The organism is Brevibacterium sp. VCM10, from assembly GCF_000583215.1.
Lineage (GTDB): Bacteria > Actinomycetota > Actinomycetes > Actinomycetales > Brevibacteriaceae > Brevibacterium > Brevibacterium linens.
In genome coordinates this window covers 55,194-72,792 of sequence record NZ_JAJB01000038.1, presented here as the reverse complement: position 1 = coordinate 72,792, position 17,599 = coordinate 55,194, and the positions used below count along the sequence as shown (strand labels likewise).

Sequence of the window (17,599 nt, the reverse complement as noted above, 5' to 3'; positions counted from 1 at the left end):
GAACGAGGCTCCGGTCAGCGGCCTCCGAGGAAAGTCCGAAGATGTACTAAAAGTGAATCACTACGGTGTCCCGATGACCAGATTGCGACGTTGGCCCTACACCTTCGCCATGGCGCTCGCCCTCCTCGTCGGAGCGGCCGCCGTGGTCTCGTCCCTCTACCTCGGCCTCCCGCTGCGAGACCCCGACGGATTCCTCGGCCCCTCATACATCCGCCTGCCTCTGCTGGTTCTCGGCTTCATCGGCGGCGGGCTGCTCGTGGAAGCCGTGAGGCGGCACGGGTGGCGGAACCTGCCGACGTCGGTCGTCGCGATCGCCAAGAAGGAGTGGAACGCCCACCGTCTGCTGTGCATCGGTGCGGGACTGCTGAGCTTCTATGTCTGCTACGTCGCCTACCGCAACCTCAAGAGTGTGCTGCCGGTGTTCCGCGAAGGCACCCTCTTCGATCAGCAGCTGTTCCGCCTCGATCAGTGGCTCATGGGCGGCAGCACTCCGGCGGTGGTGCTGCATGATCTGCTCGGCACCGGCATTGCGGCGAATCTGCTGTCGATCGCCTATCTCGCCTATCTTCCGCTCATCCCGATCAGCCTCGGCGCGATCCTCGTACTCAATCGCAGACACTCAATCGGCGCCTGGTATGCGACGATGTTGAGCCTCAACTGGGTGCTCGGCACCATCAGCTACTATCTCCTGCCGTCGGTCGGTCCGGTGTTCAGCCATCCCGACGCCTTCCGGGCGCTGCCCGACACCGGAGTCCGTCAGCTCCAGGAATCCCTCATCGACACGCGACTCGACTACCTCAGCAACCCGGTCGGCAGCGACTCCATACAAGGTGTCGCCGCGTTCGCATCGCTTCACGTCTCCGTCACCTTCGCCGCCGCATTGTTCATGACGCTGACGAAACAGCACCGCGCCGTCCGAGCGATCACCTGGATCTTCTTCGCAGTGACGGTCGTGGCCACCATCTACTTCGGATGGCATTACCTCCTCGACGACATCGCGGGAATCGGCATCGGCGGGGCATCGGTGGCACTCTCCGCATGGGTGACCGGGCACCGCAGAGCACGCCGACGACCGGTCGCCGCAGTCTCCGAGCCTGTTTCCGTGCCCGCCGCGAAGCCCGCGGATTCTGTCTCACGCACCGCCGGCGCTATACTGTAATCACCTGCGAACCCGTTCTTCGGGTTCCCTGCGTCGTCAGGACGCCTCGTCTCTGCAGCTGGGTGAAAGAACCCGCGCATTTCCGAAGCCGTTTTCTCTCGGCGATCGAGAGCGCCGACAGCGCTCGTTCCATGACCGGCTGCGGCTGCCTGCCACCATGACACGGCACCGGCACGCCCTCCGGCACGTCGAAGGGCCACACCATCACTACTTCACAGACACGCACCAATCCCCGCACCACCCGCACCAAGAAAGCCACCTCGGCACCGACCTCGTTCGCCGAGCTCGGTGTCCCCGCCGCACTCGTCGACTCCCTCGACCGTGAGGGCAAGACCCAGGCCTTCCCCATCCAGCAGGACACGCTTCCGGACACCCTGGGCGGCCGCGATGTGCTCGGCCGCGGAAAGACCGGGTCCGGCAAGACCCTGGCGTTCTCCATCCCGCTCGTCGCCCGCCTCGCCGAATCCGGCAAGGGCACCCAGAAGTTCCGCCACCCGCGCGGACTCGTCCTCGCCCCCACCCGTGAGCTCGCCACGCAGATCACCGAGGTCATCGACCCGCTTGCCAAGGCCGCGGGTCTGAAGACGACGACGATCTTCGGCGGCGTCAAACAGCGCCGGCAGGAGAACGCCCTCAACTCCGGCGTCGACATCGTCGTCGCCTGCCCCGGCCGCCTCGAGGATCTGCTCCAGCAGGACATCCTCACCCTCGAGAAAATCGAGGTCACCATCCTCGACGAGGCCGATCACATGGCTGACCTGGGCTTCCTGCCCGGCGTCACCCGCATCCTCAAGCAGACCCCGGCCAAGGGGCAGCGGATGTTCTTCTCCGCCACCTTGGACAACGACGTCGACAAGCTCGTCCGTCGCTTCCTCCACAACGAGGTCCTCCACTCCGTCGACGAGCCGACCTCGCACGTCTCGGCCATGACTCACCACGTGTTCGAGGTCTCGAACGACGACAAGAACGCGCTCGTCCACACACTCGCCTCCGGCACCGGCCGCCGCATCCTCTTCACCCGCACGAAGCACCGGGCCAAGCGCTTCGCCCGCCAGCTCACCGCTGCCGGCATCCCCGCCGTCGATCTGCACGGCAACCTGTCCCAGGGTGCTCGCGATCGCAACCTCGCCGCGTTCACCGATGGTACTGCGAAGGTGCTCGTGGCCACGGACATCGCGGCCCGCGGTGTTCACGTCGATTCCGTCGAACTCGTCGTCCACGTCGATCCCCCGACCGAGCACAAGGCCTACCTGCACCGTTCCGGCCGCACCGCGCGTGCCGGCAGCGCCGGCGACGTCGTCACGATCATGACTCCTGACCAGCGCAAAGACACTCAGGTCCTGCTGCGCAAGGCCGCCATCAAGGCGACCCCGCAGAAGGTCACCGCCGACTCCCCCGAGGTGGCACAGCTCGTCGGTGAGATCGCCGAGTACGTCGCCCCGCAGCCGAAGGAACCGGTGCAGCCGCGGAAGAAGACCGAGCCGGCGAAGTCCGGTGGTCGTTCGTCCCGCCGTCTCCGAGGCGGCCGTGGCGGACGCGGTGGAAGTGCAGGTCGCGATGGCGCCGCCAACGAGTCGGGCCGCAGCCGTGAGAACTCACGTGGCGGTGGAGAGCGCAACGGCAATGCCTCCCACCAGAACAACCATGGCAACGGTTCCGGTCGCAGCGGCGGATCCGGCCAAGGCGGTCGCAGCGGCGGATCCGGCCAAGGCGGTCGCAGCGCGGAGGGCAGTCGCCGCCGTCAGTCGTCGCGGGGCAACCGCGCCGGCCAGGGTTCGGCTTCACGCTCCGGTCAGCCGGCCGGCCGCCGGTCATCCGATTCGCGCGGCACGAGCCCGGAGACCCGCCGCCGCAACCGCGTGCGCACCGGAGGATCCGAGCAGGTCTACTCGACCAGCAGCTGAACCCACCAGCTGAGCCCAGCAGACGATCCCAGCCGAGCTCCGGCACACGTCACACGGGCATCGGCCCTGCCGAGTGATCTCCACGGATGCGCTTGGCGACGACCTCGGCACTGATGAGGCACATCGGCACACCGATCCCCGGCGCAGTCGTGGCACCGGCGTAGAAGAGCCCGTCCACGCGCCTCGACTGGTTCTGCATCCGCAGAAAAGCGCTCTGGCGGAGGATGTGCGACGGCCCGAGCATCCCTCCCTTCCAGGAGTTGAAGTCCCGAGCGAAATCGGCCGGACCGAGGGTCCTGCGCAGTCTGATCCGACTGCGCAGGTCCTCGATCCCTGCCCACAGTCCGATGCGTTCGACCGCGGCATCGACCGCTTCCTCGAGGACGGCACTTCCTGCCCCGTCGGATCCCCCGCCGCCGATCTCCACGTCTGCCGGAACCGGAATGAGGACGAAGAGATTCTCATACCCGTCCGGGGCCACTGAGGGATCCGTGGCGCTGGGTTTGCACACATAGAGCGACGCCGTCTCGGGTATCTTCTGCTCGGCACCGAAGATCGCCTGCAGGTTCTCCTCCCACTCATCGGTGAAGAACAGCGAGTGATGAGCGAGTTCGGGCAGGGCCCCGTCGACGCCGAGCATGGCGATGATCGCCCCCGGCCCACTCTCCACCTTCGACCAGACCGGCTCGGGGTAGCTGCGCAGCCGTGGCGGAAGCAGCTCGGTCTCCGTATGGTGCAGGTCGGCCGCAGACACGACGAGATCGGCCGGTTCGACATGCGATCGACCGTCGGAGTCGGTCCAGCGGACTCCGCTGACGACTGTTCGACCGCTTCTGTCCTGCGTCATCACTTCCGTCGCCTCCGCCGAGGTGATCACTGTGACCCCGGCTCGGCGAGCCAGCGCTTCCAGACGTTCGACGACAGCCCAGAATCCACCCATCGGATAGAAGACTCCCTGCTCCAGGTCGAAAGCGCTCAACAGGTGATAGATCGCGGGAGCACGATTGGGGTCGGTGCCGAGAAACACTGCCGGATACGTCAGGATCCGGCGCAGGATCGATGCCTCGAACCGCCGTTCCACGAATGTCGCGAGCGGCCGCAGCAGCAGTCGGATCAGCTGCGGCAGAGACCGGAGAACATCCCGGCCGAGGGCCGGCCTCAGCTTCGTGAAGGGGTTGTAGAGGAACCGGCGGCGCGCGACTTCGGCCGTCAGCCCCGCAGATCTCACATACGTCCGCACCGCGGCACCCCCTCCCGGTTCGATGCTCTCGAACAGGTCGGCCACCGCCTCGACGCCGTGCGGCACTTCCACGCTGCGCAGACCGGCCACGTCATCAGGCTCCGAGAAGACCCGATACCCGGGGTCGAGGAGCCGCAGGTCCAGCTGCTCCTCCGTGCTCGTACCGAGCAGTGCGAAGAAATGGTCGTAGACCTCCCGCATGAGAAACCAGGAGGGACCGGTGTCGAATCGGAAGCCGTGTTCCTCGACACTTCCCGCACGCCCGCCGAGGCGGCTGTTGCGTTCGAGCAGAGTGACCTCGTGTCCGTCGCGGGCCAGAAGCGCCGAGGTGGCGAGTCCGGCGATTCCCCCGCCGATGACGATCACCCGACTCATCGCTTCGCCCCCGTCCGCACCTCGTACATCGCCCGGAGGACGAGCGCCGCCTTGTCCGGGCCCGTCACTCGGACCCGTCGACGGGGAAGTTCTGCGGCCGGCACTTGGGCCAATCTGTCGGTCAGCGCGGAGAACAGACGCAATGCGGACAGGACTGCCAGGCGGGCGTCACCGGGCAGAAGCGGAATCGTCTGCGCGGCGGCAGCGATCTGTTCGCGGATGACCAAGATCCATCGCTCCTGCGTTCGGTCATCGACCGTGGCCCCGTCGGTGAGGTAGCTTCGCCCCAGGCGCTGCGTGTCATCGCCGAGGTCGCGAAGGAAGTTGACGTTCTGGAAGGCCGCACCCAGGCTGCGGGCACCGTGTTCGAGAAGCCGTTCTTCCTCGGGCGAGTACGACTCGTCGCGGGCGAAGACCCGCAGGCACATCAGCCCCACGACCTCGGCAGACCCGTAGACATAGTCGGCATGGTCCCTCCGACCGAAGCCGACCCGTCCATGGGCGGCAACGGTCGAATCGCCCGATGAGGTTGTCTGCAGGTCTGTGCGCATGGAGGTGAAGAACGGCCGGGTCAGCTCGTCTGCGAATCCGGCCGCACGGGCGGTGCGGGAGAAGGCATGGATGATGGGGTTGCTGCTGTAGCCGAGGCTCATCCCGCTTTCGGTCTCGGCTTCGAGCCGGTCGAGCATCCGATGCTGTTCGTCGATGGCGATGCCCGCTTCGGCAGCGACCCCGTCGACGAGTTCGTCTGCGACCCGGACCAGGGCGTAGATATTGCGCACGTGGTCGCGGTGGCGGTGCCCGAGCAGTCGTGCCGCCAGGCCGAAGGAGGTCGAGTAGGCACCGATGACCGACCGCGCGATCCGGGTCGACACGAAGGAATAGCGCCCGAGGGGGCCCAAGCGGTCCACATTGCGTTTCATGATCGTCTCCCGTCGAGTGTGACGATGAGGTCGTCGATGAGCACGACCATGTCCGGCCCGATGCCCGACGGTGCGGTCGCCACGAGTTCCCGCGCATTGTCGGCGAGTTCGTCGATGAGCACGCGAATCTCACGTTCGGCCCCGCACTCGGACAGCAGCGACCTCACCGTCGCTCCGTCGCCGTCACTGAGCTCCCCGGTGCCGAAGAGCGGTTCGATGAGCGGCCAGACGGCCGTCCGCCTGGCGACGGCGATGAGAGCCGTCTCCTTGCCCTCCCGCAGATCGGAATAGGCGTCCTTGCCGTGGTCGGCGGGATGCCCAAAGGTCGAGAGCAGATCGTCCTGGAGCTGATAGGACAGCCCGATCATGGCGCCGACCCGGCCGAGGACATCCTCGACTTCCGGGCCGTGACCGGCGAGGATCGCAGCCGAACGCAGCGGCAGTTCGAAGGAGTAGGTCGCGGTCTTCTGACGACTCATCTCCACCACGCCGGCCAGGTCCGCGCCGATGAGTCCGGCACTGAGCGCCACATCGGTCAGCTCACCGGCCACCGATTCGATCACCGCTCGGTCGAACTGTTCGAGAAGTCGCGCACCCGCATCCCCGGAAGGCACCTGACTGAAGACGATCTGCTGGGCAGAGGCCAGCAGCAGGTCTCCGACCAGCATCGCCGTGCTGCGTGCCGCCTGCAGCGCCGAGGCACCCGACGTCGACTCGGCGGCGGGACCATCGGCAGCCTGCCAGTCCTCGAGCAGGAGGCCGATGAAGTTCGGGCGCCCGCGGCGCATGAGGTCACCGTCGATGACGTCGTCGTGGAGAAGAAAAGCGAAGTGCAGCAGCTCGACGGCTGCCGCAATGCGCAGGGCCCGACCTCTCCTCGCGGGCGCGCCGTCGACGGCCGCGCCCGATCGGAGCGGTGCCGCCTCGGTGACGAAATCCGAGAACGGATCGGGGGCGAGCGCGTCTAAGGCTGCCATGAGCAGTTGCGGGCGCAGCAGCTTTCCCCCGAGCAGACAGCTCGAGACGCGGTCCCACGCCTCGACGATCGACGGGCCCAGAGCCGCCACTCGGTCTGCCCGGGCATCGAGCACACGCCGAACCTCGGACTCGATGTCGGCTGTGACGGGGGATCCGAACCCGACACCCTCGGCAGTGGTCATCGCTGAGTCCTTCGGTCGATATGTAGTAACCTGAACGATATACTACACTTTAGGTTACTATATGCACGGAGTTATTCTTATGCGTTCAAGGGTTGAAAATCAGTAAGATGCCGCTATGGAGTCAACGGAGGCCGCGGGCGTTCACGACCCGATCACAGAGAACATGTACACCGGATCGCAGTCCAGCTTTCCCGGTGACCTCGTCGACTCATCCGACCTCTCCGCTGCCGACCGCGAGCAGATCGCTGCGGTCATGAACGCGCTCGCCCGGCTGCGCGAGGCCGAACGCGCCCTCGCCGAGGCCTCACGCAGGTTCATGAAGCTCAGCGAGCAGGACATGCGTGCTCTGCACTACCTCATCGCCGCGAAGCGGCAGAACGCGGCCGTGACTCCGAAGATGCTGTCGGCCCATATGTCCATGTCGGCGGCGTCGGTGACGAAGCTGATCAATCGCCTGGAACGCGACGGGCACGTGATCAGGAAGCTCCATCCCAGTGACCGCCGCGCATACGCCCTCGAAGTCACGGCGGAGACGACCCGATCGGCGCGCGAGACCGTCGGGCGCACGCAGGCCCGACGAATCCACGCCGCCGCCGACCTCACCAGCCGCGAACGCGATGCCGTCATCCGCTTCCTCAACGGGATGACCGAAGAACTGTCCCTGGACAACGTCGACTGGACGAAACAGCCGTGACCGCGACCGCCCCGATGCGCCGACGCTCCGGGGCGGGTCTGCGCAAGGCCCGCCGCGCGGATGAGGCCGCCTCCCCCGCCGTCGAGGCGGACCGGGGGATGTGGAGGATCCGCTCGCTCACCGCGGCCCGGCAGGTGCTGCGCGCCCGCTCGTCGACGATTCAGGCAGGCTTCACCGCGGAGAAGATCCCCCGTGGTCTCTTCCGCGCGCATCCGATCCTCATCTCCGACGGGCCGGCCCACGACCGACAGCGCCGTGAGGTCGCCCGCTTCTTCGCTCCGGCGGTCATCGCCGACCGCTACGGTGAGCACATCGCCGCCTCCGCGCAGGCGATCGTCGACGAAGCGGCCGCCACGGGCCGCTGTCGACTCGACGAGGCGGCGCTGCACTTCACCGTCGACGTGACGTCACGGGTGGTCGGGCTCACCGAATCCGACACCGACAGCATGGCCGCGCGGCTGACCGCGTTCTTCCGTCAGCCGCCGGTCGACCTCGCCGCAGAGGATTGGGGACGCACGCGGCGCCAGTGGGCGCAGGCGGCGGTCAACGGCATCGTGCCGCTCATCAGTTTCTTCACCCACGACGTCTTCCCCGCCGTCCGCGCCCACCGTCGTCGACACCGCGGCGACGTCATCTCCCATCTCCTCGATTCCGGGCACAGCACCGGTGACATCCTCGTCGAGTGCCTCACCTACGGCACCGCGGGCATGGTCACGACCCGCGAGTTCATCGCGATGGCCTGCTGGCATCTGCTCGACGACGAGGAGCTGCGAGCTCAATACCTCGCAGCCGAGCAGCCTCGGCGGCTGTCCATCCTCGAGGAGATCATCCGCCTCGAACCCGTCGTCGGTCACCTCTACCGGCGAGCCACCTCGCCGATCGACGTCAGCGACGATCACACAACGACGACCATTGCCACCGGCGACCTCATCGATGTCTGCGTCAGTGAGACCAACATCGACACCGATCACTACGGTCACGACGCCGAGGATCTCTGCCCAGCCAGGCAGGGGGCCGCCCCGGCCGCGGGGCTGAGCTTCAGCGACGGCACCCACAGCTGCCCGGGACAGTCCCTGGCCCTGTACGAAACCGATGCGCTTCTCCACCGGCTGCTCTCCTGCGGCCCGCGACTGCTCACGGAGCCCACCGTCGGCTGGGACGACCTCATCGAGGGCTACCGGATCCGCAACCTCGACCTCGGTTTCCATGTCTCCGCCCGCCGCGCGCGCACAGTGTCCTCCCGCCCCGCGCGCACACCCGGCAGCAGCGATCCCGCACGGCGGAGTCACCTATGATCGGACACTGGGATTACCTCGGCCTCATGGCAGCCTGCCTGCTCATCACTCTGCCGCTCGAGCTCGTGTTCGCCGCCCGCGTCTACCGTCGCTGGCAGGTTCTGCTCAAGGCCCTGGTCCCGGTGGTCGTCGTCTTCGCCGTCTGGGACATCATCGCCATCGCCCGCGACCACTGGTCCTACGATCCGCGTTTCGTCACGGGCATCGACCTCGGGACCCTGCCGCTCGAGGAGCTCGTGTTCTTCCTCGTCATCCCGGTCTGCGCGCTGCTGAGCTACGAGGCGGTCGGCACCGTGATCGGGTGGGCAGGACGCCGCACCGGTCGCCGGACGAACCTCGCCCGCCCGGGCAGCGCCGCTCGCCGCCCACCGAACGACGGTGAGATCCGATGATCCCCGAGTACACCGTGATGACCGTCCTCGGCATGATCGTGGTCGTGGGACTCGAACTCCTCGTCTTCCGCAGCGGCATCTTCGTTCGCGCGAAGTACTGGGCGGCGCTGGCCATCTGCCTGGGGTTCCAATGCCTCGTCGACGGCTGGCTGACGAAGCTGTCCGACCCGATCGTCATCTACAACCCGGACATGTTCCTCGGCATCCGCGTCCCCTTCGACATCCCCATCGAAGACTTCGGGTTCGGCTTCGCCATGATCACCGCGGTGCTCATGCTCTGGCAGTGGAACCTCAACCGCACCCCCGAGGAGGCGGAATGACCCCGCACGATCCGCAGGCTCGACGCCTGCCCGCCGCCCCCGGACGGCGCAGCCTGCTGCGCCCGAAGACCGTGACGGTCATCGGCGCCGGAATTGCGGGCCTGTCGGCCGCGACGATTCTGGCCGAACGCGGAGCAAAGGTCACGATCGTCGAATCCGGGCCCCGCCTCGGCGGCCGGGTCAGCGCCTGGCCGGTGGCAGACGACCGGACGATGAGCCGGGGATTCCACGCCTTCTTCCGGCAGTACTACAACCTGCGCGACCTGTTCAGCCGCACCGACCCTGACCTCGATCGTCTCCGACCGATCCCCGATTATCCCCTCATTCGCCGAGGCGGCCCCACCGATTCGTTCGCCTCGATCCCGCGGACTCCCCCGTTCAATCTCCTCGGTTTCGTACTCACCAGCCCCACTTTCCCGCTGCGCGGCCTGGCACATGTCGACCTCGGCACAGCGCTGGAACTCATCGACGTCGACTTCCCGGACTCCTTCTGCCGCTATGACGGGGAATCGGCGGCCGCGTTCCTCGACCGGCTCCGCTTCCCCGACCAAGCGCGCCACCTCGCCCTCGAGATCTTCGCGCGGTCCTTCTTCGCCGACCCGAACGACTTCTCCGCCGGGGAACTCGTCGCCATGTTCCACACCTACTTCGCCGGTTCGGCCGAAGGGCTGCTCTTCGACGTGCCCGACGATGACTACGACACCGCCCTGTGGGCACCGCTGGGACGGTACCTGGACGGCCTCGGGGTGCGCATCGAAACGTCGACCGAGGCACGGGCGATCACCCGCTCGCCCCACGGCTGGAGCGTCGACACGACTGCGGGGACCATCGACTCCGATACCCTCGTCCTCGCCGCCGACCCCGCGAGCACTCGCCGCCTGATCACGACGATCGAGGAACACGACGACTCCACAGCGGCCCACGGGACCGGCCGGGAGGCACCCGGCGATCGGCAGGAGCTGCACGATTGGTTCACCCGAGTCGCCGCGCAGCGCAACTCGCCGCCGTTTGCGGTGCTCCGGCTCTGGCTCGCCGAGGCGGTCGCGCCCGACCGGCCCGCGTTCCTGGGCACGAGCGGCTTCGCTCTGCTCGACAACATCTCCGTGCTCGAACGCTTCGAGGCGAGCGCCGCCCGGTGGGCCGAGGAGCACGCGGGGTCCGTCGTCGAACTCCACGCCTATGCCCTGGCCGACTCCGTGGACGAGGACGCACTGGCCGAGCGGTTGCTGGCGGACCTGCATGAGGTGTATCCGGAGACGCGGCACGCCGAGATCGTCCACCGCGAACTCCTCATCGAATCCGACTGCGGGCTGACCGACACCCGGGCCTGGGCCGACCGACCGGGCGTGACCACGCCGCTGCCCGGCCTGGTGCTGGCCGGTGACCACATTCGGTGCGAACTGCCCGTGGCGCTCATGGAGCGTGCAGCGACCACCGGGTATCTCGCCGCCAACGAACTGCTGGGCACCTGGCGGGTGGCCGGCACTCCGATCTGGTCTCCGCCGACACGGGGACTGCTGCGGCGCGGACCACTCGGTCGGCTGCGCAGAACGAAGAAGGGAACCCACTGATGAGCGACGAGCATCTCACCCTCGTCTGGTTCCGTGACGACCTGCGCATCGACGACCACGAGGCCCTGACAGCGGCCCGCGCCGAGGGACGGGTGATCGGTCTCTGGGTCCGCGAGTCCCGCAGCGATGACGGTCTGGGCCCACGCCCGCTGGGCGGGGCCGCTCGCTGGTGGGCACACGAGTCCCTACGAGCCCTGGAGACCGAACTCGCGCAGCTCGGGATCCCGCTGCTCTTCGCAGCAGGCTCCGCCGCCGACATCGTCCCGCAGGCGGCTGCGGACCTGAAAGTCGATGCTGTGCGCTGGTCGCGCCGCTATGCGCCGGCCTCACGTGACCTCGACGCGCAGATCAAGACGGACCTGGCTGATGCCGGGCGTGCTGTGCACTCCCATACCGGCGCGCTGCTGGTCGAACCCTGGACTATCAGCCCGCAGGGCGGAGACTTCTACAAGGTGTTCACCCCGTACTTCAACGCCGTGCGCGATCGCAACGTCGGCGACGTCCTCCCGGCCCCGCGCAGACAGACCTCTCTGACGAAGGCGCACCGGCAGACCCTCGACGGACATTCGTGGGTGCGCAACCTCGACGACCTCGGCCTCCTCGACGGAACAGACACGGGCTCGGGCGAATTCGCCTCGGCGAAGACCCCGCAGTGGTGGCAGACGACCGTGGCCGAGCACTGGAACCCCGGCTGCCGAGAGGCGGCCCGAGAGCTCGCCTGCTTGAGCGACGGGCTCGACGGCTACGCAGATTCTCACGATGTCCCCGCCGACCCCGACAGCACGTCAGGCCTGTCGCCGAGACTGCGCTTCGGCGAACTCTCCCCACGGCAGCTGCTGGCCGCGGCCCTGGACCTGCCGGAAGTCAGCGATGATGACCGACAGGCATGGATCGGGCAGCTCTACTGGCGGGAGTTCTCCTGGCACCTGACCTATCACCTGCCGGCCATCGAGTCCGAGCCGATGCGACCGGAATTCGCATCCTTCCCCTATGAGGACGACCCCGAGGCACTTGAGCATTGGCGCAGCGGTACTACCGGGATTGCCCTCGTCGACGCCGGCATGGCGCAGCTGTGGCAGACCGGATGGATGCACAATCGAGTGCGGATGGCCACGGCGAGCTTCCTGACGAAGAATCTGCTCATCCACTGGTGGCACGGCGAACAGTGGTTCTGGGACACGCTCGTCGACGCCGATGAAGCCAACAATCCCGTCTCGTGGCAATGGGTCGCCGGGTGCGGAGCCGATGCGGCCCCGTACTTTCGGATCTTCAATCCCGAACGCCAACGTGAGCGTTTCGATCCGAACAGCGAGTACGTGGGCAGGTGGGTGGGACGCGGGCCGGGGGGTCTCACCCGAACGGAACGGTCACACGGCGATCGCGAGCCGATCGTCGATCTCAAGACATCGCGCCAAGCGGCGCTGGCAGCCTATGACCGGATGAAGAGCGAGGCGAAATGAGCACGACGAACGGACGCAGAATTCTCCTGGCCGGGTGCGGAGACTTAGGCACTCGGCTGGGCCTGCGGTTGGTCGACCAGGGACACGAGGTGATCGGACTGCGCCGGCACGTCGCCGAACTGCCCGAGGCTTTCGAGACGATCAGCATGGACCTCTCCCGCCTCGGAGCGCCCGACCGCGGTGGGGCCGGCGCCCCGGTCCGCAGCGATGTGCGACTGGACGCACTCGACGCGGTCGTCATCACTCTCACTCCGGACGAACCGACTCGGGCCGGATACGAACGGTCCTACCTTCACGGGCTGCGAGGTCTCGCGCGCGTCCTCGAGTCACAGCCGGGCCGAGTCGTCCTCGTCTCCTCCACGCGTGTCCTTGCCGAGGACCCGTTGCGTGTGATCACCGAAGACACTCCGAGCGCCCCGGAGTCCGGGCCGGGCGAGGTCCTCGCGGCAGCCGAGTCCGAGGCGGCCGAACTCTTCGACCACCTCACGATCGTCCGTCCGGCTGGCATCTACGGACCTGGCCGTACCCGCCTCATCGACTCCGTGCGACGCGGCCAGCGGTTCAACCATCAGCGGTGGACGAACCGCATCCACCGAGACGACCTCGTTCGCGGCCTCGAGCGCTTGGCACTTGGCTCGGAACCGCCGGACCTGGTCCACGCTGTCGATTCGCTTCCTGCTCAGATGGGCGACGTCGCCGCCTTCATCGCCGACCGCCTCGGCGTGCCCGTCCCCGGCCATGCCGACGACGAGAAGCCGAGCGGCAAACGGATCGACGGAACTCGATTCGGCTCGCTCATGGGCGAACTCGGCTACCCCACATACCGGGACGGCTTCGCTTCGATGCTGACGGCAACTGCCTGATCACGAACGAGATCGGGGACCGTTCACGCTCGCACCCGACGGCGCGCCTCGGCTGCGATGTTCTTCGCCATTGCGGGGAAGATGAATCGGTGGAACGGGGCGACGAGGGCCCAGTAGAGGCGGCCTCGCACTCCAGTGGGGATGAAGGTCGCCGTCTGGTGATACTCACAGCCGTCGGCTGAGTCGGTCAGCGTGAATTCGAGCCACGCGTGCCCGGAGACCTTCATCTCGGCGCGCAGCAGCAGACGCGAGTTCCGCTCCAGCTGTTCGACTCTCCACCAATCGACGGGATCGCCGATGCGCAGGGAATCGGGCAGCCGTCGACCTCGGTTGAGGCCGGCGCCGCCGACGGCTTTGTCCCAGATTCCGCGGACCTTCCAGGCCAGGGGCCAGGAGTACCAGCCTTGAGCCCCGCCGATGCCCTCGATCACGGGCCACACCTCGGCGGCGCTGACACCGCTGATCGTCGTCGAGCGTTCATCGCTGTAGGTGCGCCGGCCGGACCACTTCGGATCACTGGGCGACGGCTGGGCCGCCTCGTCGAGCTCTCCGGCGTCGGCGTCCCAGTTCGTATCCACGGCACCTTCGACTTCGCGGCGCAGGGCGAGTCGGACGGCGTCGGCGAACCCGATGAGCCCGGACTCGGGCGGCGGAATGACCTCATCAACCTCTTGCGACGAAGCCACCGCGTCTTCCTGCAGGGATTGGACGAGCGGCAAGGTGAGGCTGAAGGGCAGCGGGGTGACCAACCCGACCCAGATGCCTGACAGCGTCGGTGCGGGAAGAGGCAAAGCGATGACGTGGCGGGGCTTGAGCCCTGCGACTGAGGCGAAGGTACGCATCACGTTCGCATAAGTGAGGATCTGACGTGAACCGATATCGAAGGACCGGTTGACCGCCTCCTGCACATCGGCCGCGGAGAGAAGATAGTAGAGAGCGTCACGAACCGACAGCGGCTCGACGCGGTTGGCCACCCAGTCCGGTGCCGGCATCCAGCGCAGGGTCGTGGCGAGGTGGCGGATCATCTCGAACGAGGCGGAGCCGGAGCCGATGATGATGCCGGCGTTGAAGACGATCGCGTCGACCTCGGAGTCGAGCAGAATCCGTCCGACGGTCGCCCGCGAGCGCATGTGTTTGGACAGTTCGCGTCCCTCCGGATGGAGTCCTCCGAGGTAGACGACACGGCGCACACCGGCCGCAGCGGCTTCGTCGGCGAAACGCGTGGCCGCCGCGGACTCGGCGGCTTCGAAGTCCCCGCCAGAGCCCATGGAGTGCACCAGGTAGTAGGCCGTGTCGATGCCAGTGAGGCTGTCGGACAGTCCGCGACCGGTGTCGAGGTCGACGGTTCTCACGTCGACGTCAGCCGCCCATGGAACCTGCTTGAGCTTCTCCGGCCGCCGCACCCCGACCCTGACCTCGTGACCAGCCTGAAGCAGGCGAGGCACGAGGCGACCGCCGATGTAGCCGGTCGCCCCAAGCACGAGGACACGGCGCGGGGTGCGGGTCTGTCGGATGACTTCGTCGCCGGGCGACTTCGAGTTGTGCGGGGTCAAGCGTTTCGTCGGGCGATTCATCCGAGGATCCTTCCGGCCTGCCGAGATCGGCTGTCATAAACCAACCCTACACATTTTATTAACCCATTGGATACTATCTACCAGCAGATAGTTGCGCCTCAATCCGCCAACGCAGCTCCCACGTCGTAGCGGAGAATCGCAGCGATGCCTTCGGACATCGGCTCATGACTGAGCCCGATCTCTGCCGAGGACAGAACAGCCTGGGCGATGATGCCTGCTTCGCCCTCTGCCGCCTCGGCGTCGTCGAGCAGCAGGGTCGCCACCGCACCGCGCTCGACTGCCTTCGCGACTTCGGCGTGGCCTTCGACCGCACGGTCGTGGGCCTTGCTCTCGGCCAGCCGTTCGGAGTTCTCAGCCTCGCGCTCGCCGGCGAGTCTGGTCACGAGTGTTCGGACCGCCACATCGATCGCCTCTTCGGCACCGTCATCGTCATTGCCGCCTTCTGATATCTCGTGCAGCAGCTCTTCGGCCCTCACCGACAGTTCGGCCTTGACGACAGTTCTGCCCTGCACTTCTCCTGCCAGGACGACGGCGTCCGGTGCATGATCGGTGATCAATCGGTCGATGAAGTCGGCGACCGCGCGCGCGTTGTCTTTGATGATCTCATCGACGCGGCGCCGGATCTGGTTGTGTGAGTAAGCTCCTCGCCGCGGCTTGTTGATGTCTTCGTCGTTGTCGCCGGTCACATGGACCGACTCTTTCTCGGCTCGTTCGCGATCCGGGGTCACGCTCAGCTCACGCACGGCCGCTCCATCCTGCCCGGCGATGACGAGAACGACATCGAACTGCCTGCATTCCTGGCGGAGGTAGGCTCCGAGTTCGGGCACGTCTCCGTAGTGCGCCGCGTCGCCATCTCCCAACGCCGCGTCCCAGTGTTCGTCCAGCAGAACTCCTTGGGAGTTCGCAACGATGGTTCGACCGTCTGTGTGCACCTCGGTGGGTTCGTCGGCGAGGATGATCGCATCGATGGACTCGAGGAGCGACTCCTCTGCCCCGCTTTCGGACAGCTGGTCTCGCAGCTCCGACCACCGCAGGCGCAGCTGCGTATCGGCATCGGCTGATGGGGTTCGTCCTTCAAGGTAGACGGTGGCATATGGCCCGCCGCTCTCGACGACCGTGCGCAAGTGATTGTGGTTCATCCCCTGTTCCTCCTCAGCGTCTGTGGCTGTCTGACCCGCCCCCGCGGGGACCCGCCGCGGTGTGCGCGGACTTCCTAGCCTGGCATTGTGCGGAGACCCCTGTAAACAGTCTTGACAATCCGTGCCAGTCCCTTTACTTCTCCAGGACGGCTCCGACGTCTGAAGTGGCACAATGGGGCCATGAACACCGAAACGATGATGCGCGCCGTCAGTCAGCAGACGTTTGGAAGCGCCGACGTCCTCGAAATCACCGAGATCCCACGACCGAAGCCCCGCACCAACGAAATCCTTGTGAAAGTCCACGCTGCGGGTCTCAACCCGACCGATTGGAAGCACCGTTCCGGCCACGGCTTCGTCGACGATCTGCCATTGGTGCTCGGCTGGGACGTCTCCGGAGTGGTCGAAGCCGTCGGCATCGGCGTCGCGACGTTCGCGCCCGGAGACGAGGTGTTCGGCATGCTGTCGTATCCGTTTGGGCTCGGCTCCCACGCCGAATACGTCGCCGCCCCGGCCAGATTCTTCGCGTCGAAACCCCGATCGGTCGATCATGTGCAGGCGGGAGCACTCCCCCTCGTCTCACTGACCGCCTGGCAAGCGCTCGTCGAGAATGCGGACGTGCAGTCGGGACAGCGCGTGCTGATCCACGCGGCCGCAGGCGGCGTCGGGCACATCACTGTGCAGATCGCGAAGGCGCGGGGCGCATACGTGATCGGAACTGCGAGCGCGGAGAAACACGGCTTCCTGCGCGAGCTCGGCGTCGATGAGGTCATCGACTACCGTACGGACGACTTCGCCGATCGAGTGCGAGACGTGGACGCGGTGCTCGACACGATCGGCGGTGACACAGCGATGCGCTCCCTGCACACTCTTCGCAAAGGCGGGTGTCTCGTGTCGCTCATCCCCGTCGGCTCCGCTGATCTCCTTCGCGAAGCAGATCAGCTCGGAGTGCGAGCTCTTCGAATGCTCGTGGACTCCTCGCGCAGCACGCTGGAAATCGTCTCCGGGCTCGTCGACGACGGTGCGCTGCGTGCCACCATCGCCGGGACTTTCCCACTCTCGAAGGCAGCAGAAGCCCATCGAGAGGGCGAGACCAATCGCACCACCGGCAAACTCGTACTCACTATGGACGAGTAGGCCAAGCGCAATCTGGTCAGTTCCTCAGTCGAAGCGGCACTATGCTCACTGCCGCGACGCAGGGCCCGGCACCTGTGCATCGGTGCCGGGCCCTGCGATCACGGAAGTCAGTAGTGTGCTGGCGGATCGCTCGCGGGGAACGACTCTTCCTCCCACTCATCGACCAATACGTCCTCTTTCTCCTTCGACGCGGAATCCGTGCCGGGCTTTTCCGCAACGTCATCCCTGGCTCCCTCGGGGGCCACTTTCGGATCCTTCTCGTCTTCGCTGAAATCGCTCATCACGATCATCCCTTCTCTATCGAGTGTACGAACCTATGCTGACACCGTTTGAGGTAACTCGAAAGGGGTGCCGCTCGGCAGGGGCCCCACGTAGACTGATCACCTATCCGCGCTC

At 66.6% G+C, this 17,599-nt stretch carries 16 protein-coding genes; 10 read left to right on the top strand and 6 right to left on the bottom strand.

Going from position 1 to position 17,599, the window contains the following annotated elements; genetic code table 11:
* Positions 1-73: 73 nt before the first annotated feature.
* Entirely contained in the window at positions 74-1,159 is a 1,086-nt protein-coding gene (locus AD89_RS0112260) for a phosphatase PAP2 family protein (RefSeq protein WP_231488639.1), read from the top strand.
* A gap of 203 nt (positions 1,160-1,362) precedes the next feature.
* Entirely contained in the window at positions 1,363-3,063 is a 1,701-nt protein-coding gene (locus AD89_RS0112255) for a DEAD/DEAH box helicase (RefSeq protein WP_081770462.1), read from the top strand.
* Between the two features lie 49 nt (positions 3,064-3,112).
* Here AD89_RS0112255 and crtI read toward each other — a convergent pair whose 3' ends face one another.
* Genes crtI through AD89_RS0112240 form a run of 3 tightly spaced genes read right to left on the bottom strand, consistent with a single transcriptional unit; the run spans position 3,113 to position 6,761 of the window.
* On the bottom strand, positions 3,113-4,678 hold the full coding sequence (gene crtI, locus AD89_RS18595; RefSeq protein WP_035320665.1) for a phytoene desaturase family protein: 1,566 nt from the start codon (positions 4,676-4,678) through the stop codon (positions 3,113-3,115).
* A complete protein-coding gene (locus tag AD89_RS0112245) occupies positions 4,675-5,601 on the bottom strand; it encodes a phytoene/squalene synthase family protein (protein WP_025779273.1) in 927 nt (308 codons plus the stop codon). Before AD89_RS0112245 ends, crtI begins: the two co-directional genes overlap by 4 nt.
* Complete coding sequence (locus AD89_RS0112240; protein ID WP_025779270.1) at positions 5,598-6,761, bottom strand: polyprenyl synthetase family protein; 1,164 nt, start codon at positions 6,759-6,761, stop codon at positions 5,598-5,600. The genes AD89_RS0112245 and AD89_RS0112240 overlap by 4 nt, the downstream gene beginning before the upstream one ends.
* A 115-nt stretch (positions 6,762-6,876) precedes the next feature.
* On the opposite strand from AD89_RS0112240, the gene AD89_RS0112235 reads away from it, so the two are divergent.
* The 7 genes from AD89_RS0112235 to AD89_RS0112205 are packed head-to-tail and all read left to right on the top strand — an operon-like array spanning position 6,877 to position 13,356.
* Positions 6,877-7,455, top strand: a complete 579-nt coding sequence (locus AD89_RS0112235; RefSeq protein ID WP_025779267.1) for a MarR family winged helix-turn-helix transcriptional regulator — start codon at positions 6,877-6,879, stop codon at positions 7,453-7,455.
* Positions 7,452-8,750 (top strand): cytochrome P450, encoded by a 1,299-nt coding sequence (locus AD89_RS0112230; RefSeq protein ID WP_025779265.1) that lies wholly within the window; start codon positions 7,452-7,454, stop codon positions 8,748-8,750. The genes AD89_RS0112235 and AD89_RS0112230 overlap by 4 nt, the downstream gene beginning before the upstream one ends.
* Positions 8,747-9,142, top strand: a complete 396-nt coding sequence (locus AD89_RS18590) for a lycopene cyclase domain-containing protein (RefSeq protein ID WP_025779263.1) — start codon at positions 8,747-8,749, stop codon at positions 9,140-9,142. Before AD89_RS0112230 ends, AD89_RS18590 begins: the two co-directional genes overlap by 4 nt.
* Positions 9,139-9,462 (top strand): lycopene cyclase domain-containing protein, encoded by a 324-nt coding sequence (locus tag AD89_RS0112220; RefSeq protein ID WP_025779261.1) that lies wholly within the window; start codon positions 9,139-9,141, stop codon positions 9,460-9,462. The genes AD89_RS18590 and AD89_RS0112220 overlap by 4 nt, the downstream gene beginning before the upstream one ends.
* On the top strand, positions 9,459-11,033 hold the full coding sequence (locus AD89_RS0112215; RefSeq protein ID WP_025779259.1) for an FAD-dependent oxidoreductase: 1,575 nt from the start codon (positions 9,459-9,461) through the stop codon (positions 11,031-11,033). Before AD89_RS0112220 ends, AD89_RS0112215 begins: the two co-directional genes overlap by 4 nt.
* Positions 11,033-12,493, top strand: a complete 1,461-nt coding sequence (locus AD89_RS0112210) for a cryptochrome/photolyase family protein (RefSeq protein WP_025779257.1) — start codon at positions 11,033-11,035, stop codon at positions 12,491-12,493. Before AD89_RS0112215 ends, AD89_RS0112210 begins: the two co-directional genes overlap by 1 nt.
* Complete coding sequence (locus AD89_RS0112205; RefSeq protein ID WP_025779255.1) at positions 12,490-13,356, top strand: hypothetical protein; 867 nt, start codon at positions 12,490-12,492, stop codon at positions 13,354-13,356. The genes AD89_RS0112210 and AD89_RS0112205 overlap by 4 nt, the downstream gene beginning before the upstream one ends.
* A gap of 23 nt (positions 13,357-13,379) precedes the next feature.
* Here AD89_RS0112205 and AD89_RS0112200 read toward each other — a convergent pair whose 3' ends face one another.
* Both AD89_RS0112200 and AD89_RS0112195 read right to left on the bottom strand, forming a co-directional pair.
* Positions 13,380-14,930 carry an SDR family oxidoreductase gene (locus AD89_RS0112200; RefSeq protein ID WP_025779254.1) on the bottom strand — a complete coding sequence of 517 codons (1,551 nt, stop codon included), beginning with the start codon at positions 14,928-14,930 and terminating at the stop codon, positions 13,380-13,382.
* Positions 14,931-15,028: 98 nt separating this feature from the next.
* Positions 15,029-16,069: a baeRF2 domain-containing protein gene (locus tag AD89_RS0112195; protein WP_025779253.1), complete on the bottom strand. Its 1,041-nt coding sequence runs from the start codon at positions 16,067-16,069 to the stop codon at positions 15,029-15,031.
* Positions 16,070-16,249: 180 nt separating this feature from the next.
* On the opposite strand from AD89_RS0112195, the gene AD89_RS0112190 reads away from it, so the two are divergent.
* Positions 16,250-17,203: an NADP-dependent oxidoreductase gene (locus AD89_RS0112190; RefSeq protein WP_025779252.1), complete on the top strand. Its 954-nt coding sequence runs from the start codon at positions 16,250-16,252 to the stop codon at positions 17,201-17,203.
* Between the two features lie 107 nt (positions 17,204-17,310).
* Here the strand turns inward: AD89_RS0112190 and AD89_RS20175 are convergent, their stop codons facing one another.
* Positions 17,311-17,484: a hypothetical protein gene (locus AD89_RS20175; RefSeq protein WP_197021758.1), complete on the bottom strand. Its 174-nt coding sequence runs from the start codon at positions 17,482-17,484 to the stop codon at positions 17,311-17,313.
* Positions 17,485-17,599: the final 115 nt, after the last annotated feature.